The sequence below is a fragment of the Butyrivibrio sp. NC3005 genome (genome assembly GCF_000424545.1).
GTDB lineage: Bacteria > Bacillota > Clostridia > Lachnospirales > Lachnospiraceae > Butyrivibrio.
The window spans coordinates 1-18,409 of the sequence record NZ_AUKC01000049.1 but is presented as its reverse complement, the minus strand read 5'-3'; the positions used below and the strand labels follow the sequence as shown (position 1 = coordinate 18,409).

11 protein-coding genes and 1 rRNA gene are annotated in these 18,409 nt (G+C 33.7%); 4 read left to right on the top strand and 8 right to left on the bottom strand.

The window, feature by feature from the left end; all coding sequences use genetic code 11:
* Positions 1-43: 43 nt before the first annotated feature.
* The 5 genes from G634_RS0112510 to G634_RS20455 all read right to left on the bottom strand — a co-directional run bounded on the left by G634_RS0112510 (position 44) and on the right by G634_RS20455 (position 10,421).
* Entirely contained in the window at positions 44-337 is a 294-nt protein-coding gene (locus tag G634_RS0112510) for a hypothetical protein (protein ID WP_026505571.1), read from the bottom strand.
* 56 nt (positions 338-393) lie between these two features.
* Complete coding sequence (locus tag G634_RS0112505; protein WP_026505570.1) at positions 394-2,148, bottom strand: flavocytochrome c; 1,755 nt, start codon at positions 2,146-2,148, stop codon at positions 394-396.
* A 206-nt stretch (positions 2,149-2,354) separates the two neighbouring features.
* Complete coding sequence (gene glmS / locus G634_RS0112500) at positions 2,355-4,223, bottom strand: glutamine--fructose-6-phosphate transaminase (isomerizing) (protein ID WP_026505569.1); 1,869 nt, start codon at positions 4,221-4,223, stop codon at positions 2,355-2,357.
* A 196-nt stretch (positions 4,224-4,419) separates the two neighbouring features.
* Positions 4,420-9,654, bottom strand: a complete 5,235-nt coding sequence (locus G634_RS20460) for an EAL domain-containing protein (RefSeq protein WP_051233953.1) — start codon at positions 9,652-9,654, stop codon at positions 4,420-4,422.
* A 164-nt stretch (positions 9,655-9,818) separates the two neighbouring features.
* Positions 9,819-10,421: a hypothetical protein gene (locus tag G634_RS20455; protein WP_051233951.1), complete on the bottom strand. Its 603-nt coding sequence runs from the start codon at positions 10,419-10,421 to the stop codon at positions 9,819-9,821.
* Between the two features lie 219 nt (positions 10,422-10,640).
* Here G634_RS20455 and G634_RS0112485 point away from each other — a divergent pair, with 219 nt between their 5' ends.
* From G634_RS0112485 to G634_RS0112475, 3 genes are all read left to right on the top strand, one after another.
* Complete coding sequence (locus G634_RS0112485) at positions 10,641-11,504, top strand: TrmH family RNA methyltransferase (protein ID WP_026505568.1); 864 nt, start codon at positions 10,641-10,643, stop codon at positions 11,502-11,504.
* A 10-nt stretch (positions 11,505-11,514) separates the two neighbouring features.
* Positions 11,515-12,189, top strand: coding sequence for a hypothetical protein (locus G634_RS0112480; protein WP_026505567.1), 675 nt, complete (start codon positions 11,515-11,517; stop codon positions 12,187-12,189).
* A gap of 234 nt (positions 12,190-12,423) precedes the next feature.
* The gene (locus G634_RS0112475) at positions 12,424-14,229 is read left to right on the top strand and encodes a methyl-accepting chemotaxis protein (RefSeq protein WP_035799994.1); all 1,806 of its coding nucleotides are present in this window, start codon (positions 12,424-12,426) and stop codon (positions 14,227-14,229) included.
* A gap of 500 nt (positions 14,230-14,729) precedes the next feature.
* Here the strand turns inward: G634_RS0112475 and G634_RS21240 are convergent, their stop codons facing one another.
* Complete coding sequence (locus G634_RS21240; RefSeq protein ID WP_026505565.1) at positions 14,730-15,281, bottom strand: hypothetical protein; 552 nt, start codon at positions 15,279-15,281, stop codon at positions 14,730-14,732.
* 375 nt (positions 15,282-15,656) lie between these two features.
* Here G634_RS21240 and G634_RS0112465 point away from each other — a divergent pair, with 375 nt between their 5' ends.
* Positions 15,657-16,298 (top strand): hypothetical protein, encoded by a 642-nt coding sequence (locus G634_RS0112465; protein WP_026505564.1) that lies wholly within the window; start codon positions 15,657-15,659, stop codon positions 16,296-16,298.
* Here the strand turns inward: G634_RS0112465 and G634_RS20450 are convergent.
* Together G634_RS20450 and G634_RS0112455 are read right to left on the bottom strand one after the other, a co-directional pair.
* Positions 16,277-17,848, bottom strand: a complete 1,572-nt coding sequence (locus G634_RS20450; RefSeq protein ID WP_051233948.1) for an HD-GYP domain-containing protein — start codon at positions 17,846-17,848, stop codon at positions 16,277-16,279. The genes G634_RS0112465 and G634_RS20450 overlap by 22 nt on opposite strands.
* A 284-nt stretch (positions 17,849-18,132) precedes the next feature.
* Positions 18,133-18,409 (bottom strand): 23S ribosomal RNA (locus tag G634_RS0112455); the annotation flags it as partial.

The window sequence follows — 18,409 nt, the reverse complement described above, 5'->3', positions numbered from 1 at the left end:
GTATGATTTTAACACTTTTACATGTTTTTGGAAAGATTTTTCATCAGTAGCTAACCGTCACATTTTGTGGTTCACCTGTCCTGATTTCCCCTTTTCTGCAACGGAAAATAACTCCGTTTTTCATATAGAAAAGGTTATGCTCTTTTGCAACAATGGCAATCTCATCAACCATCTGTTCATACTTCGTTTCAGTCATAGGAACTACATAATCATGCTTCTGATGGTCAGTTGATATAACGGCTGTATTATATCTTTTATCATAACGAATTCCGTAAAATGTACAGATTTCATTCGTTTGATAATCGCTGCCATCAATTGTTGTCATAGAAATGTACATAAATCCCTCCTCTTGTAAAATGTATTAATTTAATGCATTTTCAACATGCATCGAGTTTATTTACCCATTTCTTCCACTGCAACTTTTCCTGCCTGACGTCCAAATACTACTATATCTGCAACTGCATTTCCGCCAAGTCTGTTTGCACCGTGAACACCGCCTGTAACTTCACCACATGCATAAAGTCCTGCAATAGGCTTTCCTTCTTTGGTAAGTACATGAGTACTTGTATCTATCTTAACACCGCCCATACAATGGTGAATACCAGGGCCTACATTAACTGCATAGTATGTTCCCTTGGAAAGATCTGTAATCTCTGTATCAATCTTTCTATTGAAATCAGGATCTTCTTTTTTCTCAACGTATGTTACCCATTTTGCCATTGTATCTTTGAAATTCTTTGTAGCTGCATCATCAAATGACATTGCTTTTGCAAGATCATCCAATGTTTCTCCCTTAACCATATAGCCTTTCTTATCAAGCTTCTGAATAATAGCAGAAACATCATACATTTCCTGATTTACTATAAGCCATACATTTCCATCTGTCTGAGCAACTTCTGCAGCAGAAACTGCATCTCTTGTTCCTCTTTCATCTGTAAATCTAAGACCTTCTTTATTAACCAGAATTGCACCATCGCCTCTTAAAGCTTCACCAACGAGCGCTCCATCTGTTGGTATTACTGTAGGATGAAGCTGAATCTGATCCATATCTATGAACTCTGCTCCAACTTCGCCAAGGAATGCGATTGCATCACCTGATGCTGTCGGAACATTTGTAGAAATATAACCTTTAAGGTCTGGACGATATTTAACTACCATGTCCATATTTCCACCAAAACCACCAGTTGCAACTATTACTGCACTTGCGTGTACTGTAATCTTGTTATTTCCATCACTTGTTGCAATTACGCCTGATGCTTTATCATTTTCCATGATAATGGACTTTACTTCTGTTCCTGTCATTGTTTCAATTTTAAGTTCGTCCATTTTTTTGGATAACTGACTTGCAAGATAGTTACCAACCGCTGTAATATTACCTTCTTCATCAACTGGTCTGTGAGTTCTCTTTGCACTCAAACCGCCCATTGTAGTAAGAGGTCCTTTAAGTTCAGCGCCTTCTTTATCGAGCCAGTCGATAGCTGCGCTTGAATTCTCAGCAAGAAACTGTACCAATGCAGGGTCATTTAATTCTTTTCCGCCCTTCATTGTATCTTCTACGAAACTCTTTACAGAGTCTTCAACTCCCTGTTCTTTCTCATAATGTGTTTCGCAGGCATTCATACCAGAGCTTGCTCTTGTTGTATTTCCGCCAAGAATGTCATTCTTCTCAATAAGAAGAACATTCTTACCTTCCTCTGCAGCTGTAATTGCAGCTGTCATTCCAGCTCCGCCGCCACCTACAACGACAACATCAACAGTCTTCTCAACATCTTCAGCTGCTTTTCCGCCTGTTCCTGCAAGAGTAACATTTCCTTCTTTAAGTGCTGCATTAAGAGCTGTGATAAAAGCAGTTGAACTAAATGTTGCTCCAGATATAACATCGATATCTGCTGACTGATTTGCAAGTACTTTTTCCTTTAATTTTTCAATTGCTTTTCCGCCAACTTCTGGAGTTTCTTTTTCGGCAGTAACATTAATTCCTGTAATAGTATTGCCATCAACAGTAACAGCAACCTTTACTTCACCGCCAAATCCATCTGCTGTACCTTCAAAAGCAGTTGAGCTCTCCTTTGTTCCAAAGTGCCATAGAACAAAAACTAGCAAAAGGCATACAATAATTGCTACAATTCTTTTTTGTAATTTAGTCATAACTTTGCTTCCTTTACTATTATTTGTTTATAGATTGACAATAGTATCCAAACTCTATTTCGTCATAATGCAAACTTTTTTTAATACTATTTTAATGGATTTTTTGCCAATCTCCATAAAAAAATCCCTCAGTCAAAACTGAAGGATTTTTTATAAGCAATTATAAGATAATTACATCTACGCCAAATAGTCCTAATTCTAAAGGCTTATTCAACAGTAACACTCTTTGCAAGATTTCTTGGTTTGTCAACATCAAGTCCCTTAGATACTGATACATAGTAACCAAGTAGCTGAAGCGGAATAACCAAAAGTGAACCAATAAAATGGCTGTCCATTTTAGGAACATAGGTTACAAAATCGGATATATCTTCAATTTCATACTTTCCAAATGATGTTACGCCCATAAGATATGCTCCTCTAGACTTACACTCTACCATATTAGAAATTGTTTTCTCGAAAAGTTTGTCTTGACCGAGTACACCTATAACTAATGTTCCATTTTCAATAAGACTGATTGTACCATGCTTCAATTCACCAGCAGCATATGCTTCTGAATGTATGTAAGAGACTTCTTTAAGCTTAAGACTTCCTTCAAGACTGATTGCATAATCAATTCCTCTTCCTATAAAGAATACATCTTTTGCATTGACAATCTTAGAAGCAAACCACTGAAGTCTTTCTTTATCTTCCAAAATCTTTGTAATACAATTAGGAATTCCTGCAATTTCATCTACATACTGCTTATATGCCTTTTCATCGATAGTCTCACGCGCTCTTCCAAGCTCTAATGCAAGAAGATATGTTACTACAAGCTGACAGCTATATGCCTTTGTTGTAGCAACTGAGATTTCAGGACCAGCCAGTGTGTATAACACATAGTCAGACTCACGCGCAATAGAAGAGCCGACAACATTCACTATTGAAAGTGTCTTATTGCCTCTATTCTTTGCTTCTCTAAGTGCTGCAAGTGTATCTGCAGTTTCACCTGACTGAGAAATGCATACAACAAGTGTATTCTTGTCAAGAAGCGGTTTTCTATATCTGAACTCAGATGCAAGCTCTACTCTAACCGGAATCTTGGCGATATCTTCGATTACATACTGAGCTGCCATTCCAACATGCCATGCAGAACCGCAAGCAACAATTGTAATATTAGATACATTCTTCAAAATCTCATCATCTACACCCGCATCCTTAAAGCTAATCTTTCCGTTCTTTACAAATGAATTGTATGTATCCTGAATAACTTTTGGCTGCTCATGGATTTCCTTAATCATGAAGTGCTCAAAGCCACCACGCTCAGCAGCTTCAGCAGAATACTTGATTTCAACAGGCTCTTTTTCAATAATATCACCATTAAGATCGTAGAACTCAACCTTACCTGGAAGAAGTCTTGCCATTTCGTTATTATCAATGTAATAAACGCTTCTTGTATGATTCAGGATTGCCGGAACATCGGATGCAACATAGGTTTCACCATCTGCAATACCAATAATCATTGGGCTTTCTTTTCTGGCAACATAGATTTCATCCGGATAATCACTAAACATTATCTCAAGAGCATAGGAACCACGAATTCTAACCATTGCTTTTGCAATTGCATCAATAGGTCCTACTTTATATTTCTTGTAGTAGTAATCAATAAGTTTGATTGCTACCTCAGTATCAGTTTCGCTATAAAACTCATATCCGTTCTTTAAAAGCTTTTCTTTCAATTCCTGGTAGTTCTCAATAATACCATTGTGCACACCAATAACATTCGAATCTACAATTCCTGATCCCTGTCCCTTTAATACTCCGGACACATGTGGATGTGCATTAACCTGAGATGGACCTCCATGGGTTGCCCATCTTGTATGACCTATACCGCAGTTACCGATTACAGCTTTGCCGTCATCAGTTTTTTCTGCTAAATTCTTAAGTTTTCCAACAGTTTTAACAATCTCTGCCTTCGCCTTACCATTTCTTACAGCAATACCAGCAGAATCATAACCTCTATACTCTAACTTAGACAAACCTTCAAGCAAAATTGGAGCAGCCTGACGTTTACCTATAAAACCAACTATTCCGCACATGAAAAAATCCTTTCTTTCACCAAAAAATCGTCTAAACAACAATATTCATCAGTTTTTGGTAAAAACTAATGTTTCAATCCTACCTATTATATGATGATAATAAGAAAAGGTCAAAACATTTATTTTTCATATGCTATTTAGAGTTTTTTATTTTCTCATTTCGCTTGTTTAACTATTGGATATGACATAGGCTTCTTTACCTATGAGAAGAGCTCTCTTTACTATGTTTTGTATAGTACAAAGCTTTATTCTCATACATTTTCTTATCTACTCGCTTCATGACATTCTTTAAATCTGATGAATCTTTACACCATTCATATCCTAGAGCAAACTGCGGTGCGAGAGGTTCATTTAATATAGAAGAAATTCTGTAATTTTTCTCTGCAAATTCAGCTTCTCCTATATATGGCACAAGAACTGCGAATTCATCCCCTCCTACACGATACACATTGTCACTTCCATAAACCTGCGATAGTATAGTGGCTGATTTCTGCAAAAATGAATCGCCAGCAAAATGACCTTTAGAATCATTTAATGCTTTAAGTCCATTCAAATCAGCATATACGACTCCTACACTTATCGATTTTTTCTCTATCTCTTCAGTTGCTCTTAGCATTGCATTTCTATTAAGGACTTTGGTAAGTTCATCATAGCTGTTTGCTTTTTTGAATCTATGCGTAGAGACCTTTGCACCTATAAAATACGATGCTGTTTCAAGAAGATTTCTAACTAAATTTTTCTCTTTCAAATCATAATTATCCACCCAAATATATCCTATTAGCTTTCCATCTGAGTAAAATGGTGATGCTATAAAACTATTAAAGCCTAATCTCTTGAAAGTTAAATATGCTATTTTGTTGTCACTACGCAGCATTTCCAATTCATCCACTACTATACAAGTATCCTTTAACAGCATTTTTTCCATTGCTGCCATATAATTTGAATAGTCTATATCTTGAAACATTTCCTTTGTAGGTTCGATATTTTCAGCACACCACTGAAATGAGATACTGAACGAATTCTGATCAATTTCTATAATATTAATCCTGTCTGAATGTATCTGTGATCCAAGTTCTGATAAAACATGATTCATGATAATATCATAATCTACATTACCATCCAGAATCTTAGCTACGCGGATACTTATATCATCAGCCATCCAGTTTTGAACACTCTCATCTAATGTATTGGAAAAATTACCTAACATGTAATTAGTAACATATATTCTTGATCCTACAAATTCTGATATTCCCTTTATTAGCTTAGGAGCGTCAAATCTTATATCATTTCCGTAATTATCCACACCAAGATAGCCAATGATAGTGTGTTGGTCCTCATACATTGGTACTACCATAAGACACGCAATATCCTTTGCTTTTAAATAATTGTACACTCTTGAATTGACTGTCTTTATCTCTTCAACATCAGAATAATTAATTCCGGAATCTCTTTCTAAAATAGAATCCCACACTGCTCTATCTTGATAATTTTTTCTTTGTCTGTTTTCAATCTGTGGCTTTACTCCATCTTCACACCACTCAAATGTATTGATAAGTGCTTCTCCTTGCTTTTCAAAAATATACACTCTATCAGCATTTAGATATTCACCAAGTTTTTTTAGGACATGATTGATAGCTTCTTCATAATTTTTTTCCTTACACAAATATTTAGCCAGCTTAATTACAGCTTCATCCGTTGCACGATCAGTCGTAAGCTCATCTTTCTCTTTTTTCTCGCTATCTATAATTGAGAAGGTGCTAATACAACATCCTGGTAAAGAAGAAGGTACTGTTATAGTATCAAGCCAATGGGACGTAGCTCCGCTGTAAGCTTGTTCATGAACATACTCACCTTTTAGCGCTCTTTTGAATATTTCTTTCCATCTGTGCCCTGTATAAGGAAAAATGTCTCTATATTTTTTGCCTAACAAATCTTTTTTATTAACACCTACCAAATTGCAATATTTCTTATTTGCATATTCAATTATAACATCTGCCACGTTTTCGCCATTTTCTGTCAAAACCGGCTTAGCTATAATATACGGTATCGGTATTTCATCATATACCTTTTCAAGTTTATAATACTCATTTTTATCATTAATCATTCTGCCCTCATTATGTCCACGTTCCTTTCGAACTTGGGATATAGTCAGAATATCAATGACTGACATTGATTCTGAGCCTTTTACCATTCCGTATTTTAATGATAATGAACATTTTACACCATCGATTTCTCTAATTTCAGAAATTTCTCTAGTAAAAAGTTCCATTTTTTTCTCTATTTCTGAAATAGAAACATTTCTTTGACATATTGTGAATTTGCAGCCATATGTTTTACTTATCAGGCATGTTGAATCAAAAATCTCTCTTGTTTTATCAGATGTTATTTTTACAAGTTTTTTTACCAAATGCTCGCCATAATCTTTCTTCAAATAATCATACTCTGGAACTTCAAAAGACACAAAAACGTAATCTTCACCATTTTTTCTATAGTTCTCATCCATCTGCATTATAGCATCTATCATTCCGTGAACATTCATGAATCCTGTTGCATTATCAATATTGCTCCTTTTGTAGATACTATCCACGATTGCCTTATTCTCATCTATATCAATAAAATATCCCATAAGCCCTATTATTTCGTTTTTATGATAAATAGGAAACTTATTGGCTGCAATGTTTCTCATTTGGCCATTAACTATATTCTGTCCTATCGAGTTTCTGATTACCTCGCCTTTTTCTAATACTTCTATTTCATCATCATAATAATTGGCATCATCAATATGCCATCCAACTTCCTCGTCTGTTTTTCCTACTACTGATGCCAAAGATGGAAAATCATAGTATTCCAAAAATGCTGGACTTACTCCTTCAAATCTTCTTTCTTTATTCTTCCAAAATAGTCTTATCTTCGAATCTCTTACAAATGCATTCCATAAATCTCCTTCATAACCTTCGAATCTGGAATCATAATCAATTCCAAGAACACGTTTTGCTATTTCACAATTTTCCCGCTCTGTCATTATAAGTGTACGAACACAGGCAATATATTTCTCTTTTTCTGAATCATCTAAAGCAACTATCAAAAACTCATTCCATTCATACTGCCCATCAGGATTTTTTATTTTAAAAATATCTGTTATATAGTTTCTGTGTTTTAAGTTTTCAATAAGTTTTTCATGAGATATAAAATCTCTCCACCTAATAAGATCAAAAGCTTCAATATTTCTTACCGGATAATCATAATAAAACTTTTTAAGGTTGTGTATTTTATCTCCTACTCGTTCGGTAGGAAGATTACTTGTCACAACTGTTCTGGTATCATTTTCAAAATCTAATATATATATACTGTTGTAAGTAGTGAGAACATTTCTTAGAATATAATCCATATTCTCGCTGTATTCCGGCATTCCTCTAAAGACAGTGCCATCAATTGAAGCTAGTAGCATACTTCCATATCTGCACTCTGCAACCTGTGTAAAAGATAGTGTAAAATAACGGTTCATAGTGACAAAAATCATATTCTCTTGAATTCCGCTTTTCATAGCTTTATTAGCTAATGTAAAAATATTTTTGTATTGAGTTTTATTCTCTATCGAATAAGTCTTCATATCACTAAAGTTGAATATCTCTGCATCAATACTCTGTTCTACGAACTTTTCATTTTCATAGATTATCTTGAATTTTTCTTTATCATACAAAAACAAAGCAAGGGATTTATCATTAAAAATATCTATTTTCCCTACTTGATCATAAAAAGCTGCTATTTCCTTTGTTTCTAATTCAATCCTATTGAGCTTTATATGTTCAATAGTTTCATCAATTGGCATTGGCTTTCCATAGTAATAGCCTTGTATCTTCTCACATCCTACATTTTTTAAAAATTCTACATGTTCTACATTCTCCACACCTTCTGCTAAAGTATGAATTCCTAATTTTTTTGCCATTTTAACTGCCATTGTCACGATTTCCTTTGATCTTTCGTTAAAATCTCTAAGGAAAATCATATCAATTTTTATTTCATCAAAGTCATAATTCTTCAATACATTTAAAGACGAGTATCCACTTCCAAAATCATCCATCCAAACATCAAAACCCGCCTCATGAAATCTATCAATTGCATGACGAATAATTCCCTTATCTTCCATAAGAGCAGTCTCTGTAATTTCTATGCAAATAAGACTTCTTCTTATTCCGGCTTCGTCTGCCGCTTCTGTAACAACAGATACTGGATCACAAAAATCGAAATCAGTTCTTGAAATGTTTACTGAAACTGGAACGACTTTTTTTCCTGATTTTATTCTCCTTTTTAACATTCCAGCAACTCGTCTTATCACAAACATATCAATTTTATAAGAAAGTCCATTTTCTTCCAAAAGAGGAATGAACTCTCCAGGTGATATAAATCCAAGTTTTGGGTCTATCCATCTTACTAGTGCTTCGCAACTGCACAACAACCCAGTCAGAGTTCTAACAACAGGTTGATAATAAACATGAATCCATTCTTCTGTTAATGCCTGGTCCACATTGCTCAAAATATATTCTTTCCGCATATAGCTTTCAGACATCTTATCATCAAACCAGGAAAATCCTGATCCATACGCATTTATTCTTGAATCACATGCAATTTTGGCATGATCACAAATAGTACTTATAGTTTGCTTGTCATCAAAACGGCAAATACCAATTTTAACCGGTAATGTTTTTCCTTCATTTGCCTCATGTAAATCCACTATAAATTCATTCAACTTTTCTTCTATCTTGTGAGCGCTTGAATAGACATAAAAATGATCCTCTCCAAATCTGGCACAATTATTGAAACCAAAATGCTTTCGTAATAGATTTCCTACTATACAGAGCAATGAATCACCACTGTCATGTCCATACTTACTATTAAACCCCTTCATCCCCATTAAATCGAACGCTATTGTAACAGGTTTTTCACCTCTTTTAAACATCTTTTTTTGTTCTGAATTTGCGTTTTCCATGAAATAATTCATGTTTGGAAGTCCTGTCAACGCATCATTTTTAATCTGTATTGCTGATACAAAAACATAGAATAATGGTCCTTCAATCGGATCATCATACAATTTTCCATAATCTTCTACATATTTTATTTTTCCGTTTTTTGTTTTAATCCTATAGGTCACCTGATCGAATTTATTAGAATCATTTTTTATCTGGAAATTTATACTTTCATCAACAACAGCATAATCTTCCTCATAAACTACTCCTTCAAAAGTTCCACCTGTTAACTCATAGAATTCTTCTTTGGTATCACATTCAAAGATTTTAATAAGAGCGTGATTAGTATATAAAATCTTCTTCTTGTCATCTGCCCTATATATCAGAAAGCCTCCAGGCATAGCAGCAAGACCTTTTAAAATATAATCTTTTTCTAAATCAGTATTTAGATATTGGCAATTATCCATGCCCATCCTCCCTGCTAAAATAGGAAATTGAAACAAGAGCCTATGACTTCTTGCTGAGATTTAGGATAATCATCAGCAAGAATCCTGCTTTGCAGGACAAAATTTGTCTTAACGACAAATTTTGGTCTGGTACGGTTCTTGATTTTCCTGATGAAAACAAGAACCTATGCTTTAGTATCGAATTTTGGCATATTATCTATTATTTCCTGAATTGGTGTCCAATTTTTTAAAAAATTTATATCATTATTATCATCTTTCTCACTATCCTCATCGGCTCTAAAAAAATTCTCTTTTTCCGCCTTTTTAGATGTTTTATCAAATACATTAGGAAGTCTATTATAAAAGCCTGACATTCGAAACTGCTTTGTTATATTTTCAATAGCAGCATGCATATATTCTTTGGATGGATCTTTGTCAGAGATAGAAGAAAATGCATTAAATGCAACTCTGTTAGCCTCCTCTTTACTTCTAACTTTCTTAAATTCTTCCTCTAATTGTTTTCTAATAAATTGAGCTCGTAAGGCAATCTTATACAATGTAGGATTATATTTTTCTAAAAATGCCATCTCTTCTGAGGTCAGCTTTTTTCCCATTTTTAACTTGGCAACAATTTTTGCCATCATATGTGATTTCTTTTCCTCTGATATTTTCTCTTTTTCACTATCAACCTCATAGTTATATTTTGACGAAGAATCATCTATTAGAATACTTGATTCATAACTCATGTTCAGCAGATTAATCTGATTTTTTACTTTATTAACTTCCATTAGGAATACCTTTGCTTTCTTGAAATAGTTTATTCTTCAAAGTAACTTAAACTATCTATTCTTCAACATACTATAAGTAGCTTTACTTTTTTATCGACATTTTATCAATTATTAATAAGCTTTATATCTATGACTATGCTGATTATTATGCCGCAATTCTTTATGCTATAATAAACAAGTTACAAAAGCACTGCAAAATTAAGGAGATAGATAGCATTAATGATAACTATAAAAAAAATCACTTCTCTTGATATAAAAGAATTATTTCCCTATACCAAGCTAAAAGAGTCTGAACTTCAACATTTTTTTGAACCAAATGGAGGAATCTTTATAGCTGAAAGTCCTAAAGTAATAGATCGAGCACTAAATTATGGATGCGTTCCTATTTCTGTTCTCATTGATGAAAAATGTTTAGAAGAGCACGAAAGTTCCGATATACTTAATAGACTTGATGAATTAGAAGTAGATGTTACGATTTATGTTTCTGAAACTGCTATTTTGCAGACAATTTCAGGCTTCAATCTTACTAGAGGAATGCTATGCGCAATGCATAGACCGCAACTTTCTACGATAGATCAAATTACCTATAACACTAAAAGAATTGCCATATTGGAAAATGTTGTTAATCCAACTAATATCGGTGCTATCTTTAGAAGTGCTGCCGCATTTAACATCGATGCTGTTCTTTTAACCCAAAGCTGCTGTGACCCACTTTCAAGAAGATCAATACGAGTTAGTATGGGTAATGTATTCCAAATTCCTTGGACTTATATATCTGAATCTAACGGCAATACCAGTAAACTACCTTTGGATACGATGGAGAAGCTTAGAAACGATGGTTTTAAATTTGCATCTCTTGCACTAAAAAAAGATTCTATAACCCTTGATGATGAATGTCTCAAAAAAGAAAAAAAGTTGGCCATAATACTTGGTAATGAAGGGCACGGGCTTTGTGATGAGACTATTAAACATAGTGATTATACTGTAATAATTCCAATGTCTCACAATGTTGATAGTTTAAATGTCGCTGCAGCAAGTGCTGTTGCATTTTGGGAACTTACCCAAAAATCTAAATGGAGATAGTGAGAATACTATGAAAACAGAAAAACAAACTTATGACAAAGATGCTCTTAACGACCTTCGAGATCTTTTTGGCGGTATTCAATCTAAATATCTATTTATCTTAGGCAAATGGCTTATCCGATGTCATCAAAATATTGTTATTACAGGAAAAAAAGGATGTGGAAAGAAAAAGCTATTAAATGCAATCTATCTTGAAGCTTTATCAGAAATAAAAGAATATCCGAATAGTAATGTCAGATTATGCATAGTCGATTCAGTCGATGATATAAAAGGTACTTCCATACTTCTTGGATGCATCCGCCCTGACAAGAATGAAATGTTTATTTTTACACATAGTGCAACAACGCCTAAAGCTTTCTTGAAACTACTAAATTGGAAAATAGGTCTTGCTTATGGAAAGATTTTTCCAAGAAACTATACAGACGTTATTCTTCAGCTTGTTAAATTTGAGATACATATTGATATTGTCGGAAACAGCCGCCTTATCAGCAGAGTCAACGAGTATATTTTAAACGATGATGGAGTTATAGAAAGTATCGAACTCGCACATTTTAACACAGAAACATCTACCTATGATATTCTTTCTATCCCTTCAGATGAAGTTTTAAGCAGTATGGCACTTACTCTTTCTGAAAGTGATGCCCAAGATATGTATTCTGATTTTTTACAATTTTGCAATAAGTAAAATTGTAGCTCTAAATAATAAAACATTTTTTAATTGCTCTAAAGTTTCTATTTTCTTTTTCGATATAGAAAATAGATTTTATTTTCTTTTGCGTCATCTTGTGATATAGAATTAAGAAATATAGATTTTCCTAATGGTGAAAAGAACCTATGCTTTCTTACTAAGAATAACCAAATTCTATATCATATAATGTCAAGTTTACTTTTGACGAATGAATAACTCAAGGAGGCATATATGCGAAAACACGGATTTAGTTCTCTCTACATTCTGATTATCAGCTTTATTGTAGGAATTGTACTTGTTACTAGTTTATGTTTATCCATCTTTTCAATTCTAAATACTATTGCTAATAACAATTCAAGTGTTAGTGCATACAGATCACAAATCGAAAATGATATAAAAGACAGTCTAAAAAATGAGACTCAGATTGCTATTTCTATAATCGATCAGTATTATCAGATGCAACAAAACGGCATTTTAACAGAAGAAGAAGCAAAAAAACAAGCAGCTGATCGAATTAGAGAATTAAGATATGACGATGGTAATGGATATTTCTGGATTGATACAGAAGAAGGAATTAATGTTGTTCTTTTAGGACGTGATATAGAAGGTACTTCACGTCTTGATTTAACCGATCCAGATGGAAATCATTTCATACAGGATATGATTAATAATGGTAAAAAAGAAGGTGGCGGATACACTTCTCTTATGTTTGCAAAGCCAAACGAGACCACTCCTCTTCCAAAGATAAATTATACTGTTTCTTACACTCCATACAAATGGATTGTCGGAACTGGTGTTTGGATTGACCATATTGATACAATCGCTAATAATTATATGACTCATGCAAATAAGGCACTTTTAAGAAATATCAACAGTCAGATTATTGTATTGCTTATTCTCTTTGCCATTATGAGCATTATTGCTGTATTTATAAGCCGTATGATTGTAAATCCAATAAAGGGAGTCACTTCTGAAATGGAACGCATGGCAAATGGAGATTTGAGAGATACTTCTTCAAATAATAAAATTAAAATAAATATAATGACAAGACGTGACGAAATTGGTAAAATGGCATGCTCAATGGACGTATTGCAGAAAAATATGCGTTCTCTTATAAAGAAAATATCTGATACCACCTCTTATGTTACTGAGGCTGCTGAAGAACTTACGGAAAACACAAAACAAAGCGCTCTTGCCTCAAATCTAGTAGCTCAGTCAATTGTAAGTGTAGCTGAGTCTTGTGGTGTTCAGAACAATACCGTTGAGGATGCTGGTGCATCTACAGAAAATTTTGTTGACAGAATGGCCGAATTCTCAGAGCAGATTGAAGATTCTTCACATAAAGTAACTAATACTAATAATGCCGCTCACAAAGGGAAAACTGAAATTAGTACAGCAGTTGAACAAATGCATACAATTGAAGGCTCTGTTCTTAGTACATCTAAAGCTGTCGAAGAACTAGGTGAACAGGTTAATCAGATTGGTACTATCGTTGATGCTATTTCTGAAATTGCAAATGAGACTAATCTTCTATCTCTTAACGCTTCCATAGAAGCTGCTAGAGCTGGCGAAGCAGGCAAAGGTTTTGCTGTTGTTGCAACTGAAATTCAAAAGCTTGCAACTCAGTCTAACGATTCTGCAAGAGAAATTGCAGATTTGATTGCTGGTATCCAGAAGAAATCCGAAGATGCCGTTAATGCAATGAAAGTTGGTCTTGAAAACGTTCAGAATGGTACCGTAGTCGTAGAACAATCCGGTCAGATTTTTGATGAAATTGCTGATATGGTAGAAAATGTTGCTGATTCATCTCGTGAAATGAATAATATTCTTTCACAACTTAACAATGAAACCAATAATGTTAAAAATGCATTCTCATCAATTCGTGAACAAAGTAGTGCTATTTCTGAAGAAACTGAAACTGTATCTGCATCTTCACAGGAACAGTCTGCTTCTATGCATGAAATTGCATCCGCTAGCGAAAAGCTTGCAGAATCCGCACAGGAACTTCAGGTTGAAGTTGCTAAATTCCAGGTATAGGAAACATATAACTTTTACCTATGATTCATTAACATACAAATGTATTAATTAGTATTACTTGAACCTGGTCATGTTGGTATTTTATTTCTATTGATATTACTTTAATTTTGAATATAAATATATAATCCGCTTATGCTTACATGGTAGCGCTTTTAATAATGTGCTACCATGTTTTCTTTTTCGAAATTCTACTTACACTATTTTTGCTATCCCACAAATTCCCTATCTGATACTAAACTCATTTCACAATATCCTTTTAAGTATTTTTTAGGTAGTGCTTTTACAATACAATTATCAGCTAAAAAGTATAGATTTTTGTTTTTTGTGTTCCGTTTTGATGTTTGTATATTTCGTCGCAGACGCGCTTTCGCTTGATTATAAACGTAATGGTTCATAAGATGCTAAAAGACAGCATCTAAGAACCAACGTTTATAAACAGTTCTGCTCATGAAATATTACAAACAATCAAAACTCAGCTATAAAATATAATAGACAAAAATCTATAGGTTCTTGTTTTCATCAGGAAAATCAAGAACCGTACCAGACCAAAATTTGTCGTTAAGACAAATTTTGTCCTGCGAAGCAGGATTCTTGCTGATGATTATCCTAAATCTCAGCAAGAAGTCATAGATTTTTGTCACTACGTTCCAAAAACTACGCAAACTGGCCATTTGAAAAGGCTTCGCCTTGGACCAGTTTGCCGCTTGACTTTTCTTCTCACGAAACTCGCAGTAAATGCGAGTTTCTGAATATAAGTGACAAGAAGTCATATCTTTACAATCTGTTAAAATCACAAATAAGGATTCAGAAAACATACTTCTTTCTGTCTGTGATGACGGATGGGATGGTGCTGATAACATAGCAACTTTAAATGCTATTAACCAAAAACTTGAGGGAACAATCCTTGTTGGAAGTAATTCTACACTTAATTTTAATCTTAAGAAAGGATCAAACTTTAATGGAAGCATTAGCGGAACTATTACAAATGCTAAAGGATCCTCTGTATCAACAAAAGTCGGAACTGTAAATGTTACGATTGACCAAGACAGCATTTGGACACTCACTTCTGATACTTACATTACATCTTTTGATGGTGACATTTCTAGCATTAACAGTAATGGTTATACTCTTTATGTAAATGGTGTTGCAATCATTTGATTTTCTAAAGTATCTTCTAGTTATTAATCCAAATTGAAAAGCTTGTTATTGATTATCTGCTTTTTGCTTATAACCAATGACAAGCTTTTATTAATTACATCTCGAAATTTATCGAAAAATCAAGCTAAAAAGTAAATAAATTTTCGAATAATTTTTCGTAAACATTTATTCGATTGTAAACTTTAAAAAAACTCCTTTTAAGCCGATACTATATGTGCACAATAAAAAAGGGTTGTTTTAACAATACTAATTCAAAGGAGGGTGTTGCTATGAAAAAGATTCTTTCTATATTTGTTATTGTTATTTCTCTCATTTTTACCGAATATCGATATTTCACTCTCTATTCATATGCTGCTTCTAACAACAATGAAGTCACTGTCGAAAACACATATATAATTCCTGATTGTGTTAACCACTCTAATCGATATGTTATATTAGCTATCAACAATAGTTCTTTTCCAATTGAAGTTACGGCCATATTTAAAGCTAATGGAAAAGATGGTGATGAACTTCAATGCACCGATACAATCGAAGCGATTGAAGCTGGTCAAAAATTTATTCTCTACGGAAGTTTCAAACAAAAAGATTTGGCTGAAAATCCGAATTATTTATACGACATCACAAGTAATAAGCTTTCATCCAACGCTACTACAGCCTATGATTCAATAGAACTTGAATTAAATAAGGGTGATAATTATCTTCAAGTTACAGGCATAAACAATGCTTCATATAAGGCTGATGTCAGTGTACGTGCTATATTCTTTGATAATGAAAAACCAATCTCTTTTGAATGGGTAAATCTTGCAACTAACGGCTATCAGCTTGAGGGAGGCTCATGTAATACACAAGATTTATGGTGCCTTCAAAACTTTAACAACTGGATTATTACTTATACTGCCGTATGTAAATAATTTGTTTGTTTAACATTATTAGTATTGCTGATATTGTCAACCTTTGACAATTCCGCACTTGCAGCTATCATAGATTGCGCCTGGAGAGCCAATTCTACACTGGAACTGTATTTTTCATTGAAATATGCAGTTTCCATCTTCCCTTTGCCATTCTTGATAGCTGCTTTTTTCATTAATAATTCCTGATATACATCAATAAAATTATCATAATCAACTTCTGGATTCATATTTCTAATTTGAGCAAATTTCAAAATAGATCGTATAAATGCATCAACTACTATAGGTGAGAATTGTGTTCCTTTTCCTCTTATTATCTCTATAAAAGCTTCAGATATTGCCCATGCAGACTTATAGCTCCTTTTACTTGTAAGGGCATCAAATACATCTGCAACCTGAACGATTTGTGCCTCCATAGAAATTTCATTTCCCTTTAAGCCTAGTACATAACCCTTACCATCCCATCTCTCATGATGTTCTCTTGCAATATTTCTTGCCATTTCCATTAGTTTTCCATCTGCTTTACGTAAGATTTGATCACCATATATAACGTGCATTTTCATCTCTTCCCACTCTTCACTAGTAAGCTTTGATGGTTTTTCCAAAATTTCATTTGGAATGAGAATTTTGCCGACGTCATGCATCATTGAAGCAATTCTAATAAAATCAGCTTCTTCTTTTGAATATCCAAGCTCTTTTGCAAGTATTTCACTATATAAAGCAACCCTTTTTACATGTCCACCACTTTCTCGAGACTTACTGTCAAGAATTGATGCAAATGCTTCTATTACATTTTCCTGCGATTGTAACATTGTCCAATATGCATCCAAAGCCTTAGCATCGGAGTCTCTTAATGAATCAGCGAGATTTTTATTATAAAATCCTATATTAACTTGCTTTAATAATACTTTTATAAATACAAAACTTAGAGTTAATACAAAAAATGAACAAAATAATACTGCAAATTGAAATTGATCCCATCCTGATAGGTTATCCGCTGTTTGAATTATTCTAACCCCAATTGTATAAATATAGGTACTTATTGTTAGCAAATGAATTAATAAGCAAATTGATTTTGATTTCAGATTGGAGATTTCTTCTAGATTACTTATTAATAATTCAAAATCTTTATGCTTATAAATATAGCATATCATCACTCCCGCAATAAAGCATAATGACTGATACTTACTTTTTACCGGAAGCATTACGTAAGTTATATTTTCTATCAATGTTAAACTTGAATACAAAACAAGCGCAGTAAGATAATGTTTTATTCCAGTGACCTTCTGATATAATAATACAAATATTGGATACATTAACGAAATAGTAAAAACAATAAATGCGAATGATAAAAAGTAATTATTCCAAAGATTAGTCTCATAAAGGAAATTCATTGATATTATTAAAACAATTACTGACAGCCACCCTGATGACATCATACCACCAAGTAGAGACCTGCCTATTTTCTCTGCTAATTTTTTATTTTTTAAAAAATAATGCCAAGTTGCTCCTGCATATATACTGCATGAACTTAAAACGACTAAACCGTACATTTTGTACCTCAATCTAACATATATAAAAAAAAATAAAATTTAACCCAAGAAAATACTATATCGTTTTGACGTTTTTACGTCAATCGCAATAATATACAATTTAAAGCATGTATCAATACGTTTTTTTGTAAAAATCATCATGCAAAAAGACTCCCACATCACTGCAGAAGTCTTTTAAATCTATAATAAAATATTTATGCTTTAAATATGAAATAATGGAATTTAAAAACTGTTCCCTAAAAACCGAACACTGAATTACTAAACTAATCAATCTATTTCCTATCTTGGTTAAGTCCTCGACCTATTAGTACATGTCAGCTGAGTGAATCTCTTCACTTACACCTCATGCCTATCAACCTTGTACTCTTCAAGGGGTCTTACCCATTTCTGGGGGATATCTCATCTTGAGGGGGGCTTCACGCTTAGATGCCTTCAGCGTTTATCCCTGCCAGACTTGGCTACCCTGCCTTATGCGATTGGCTTCGCAGCAGATACACCAGCGGTCCGTCCATCCCGGTCCTCTCGTACTAAGGACAGCTCCTCTCAAATATCCTACGCCCG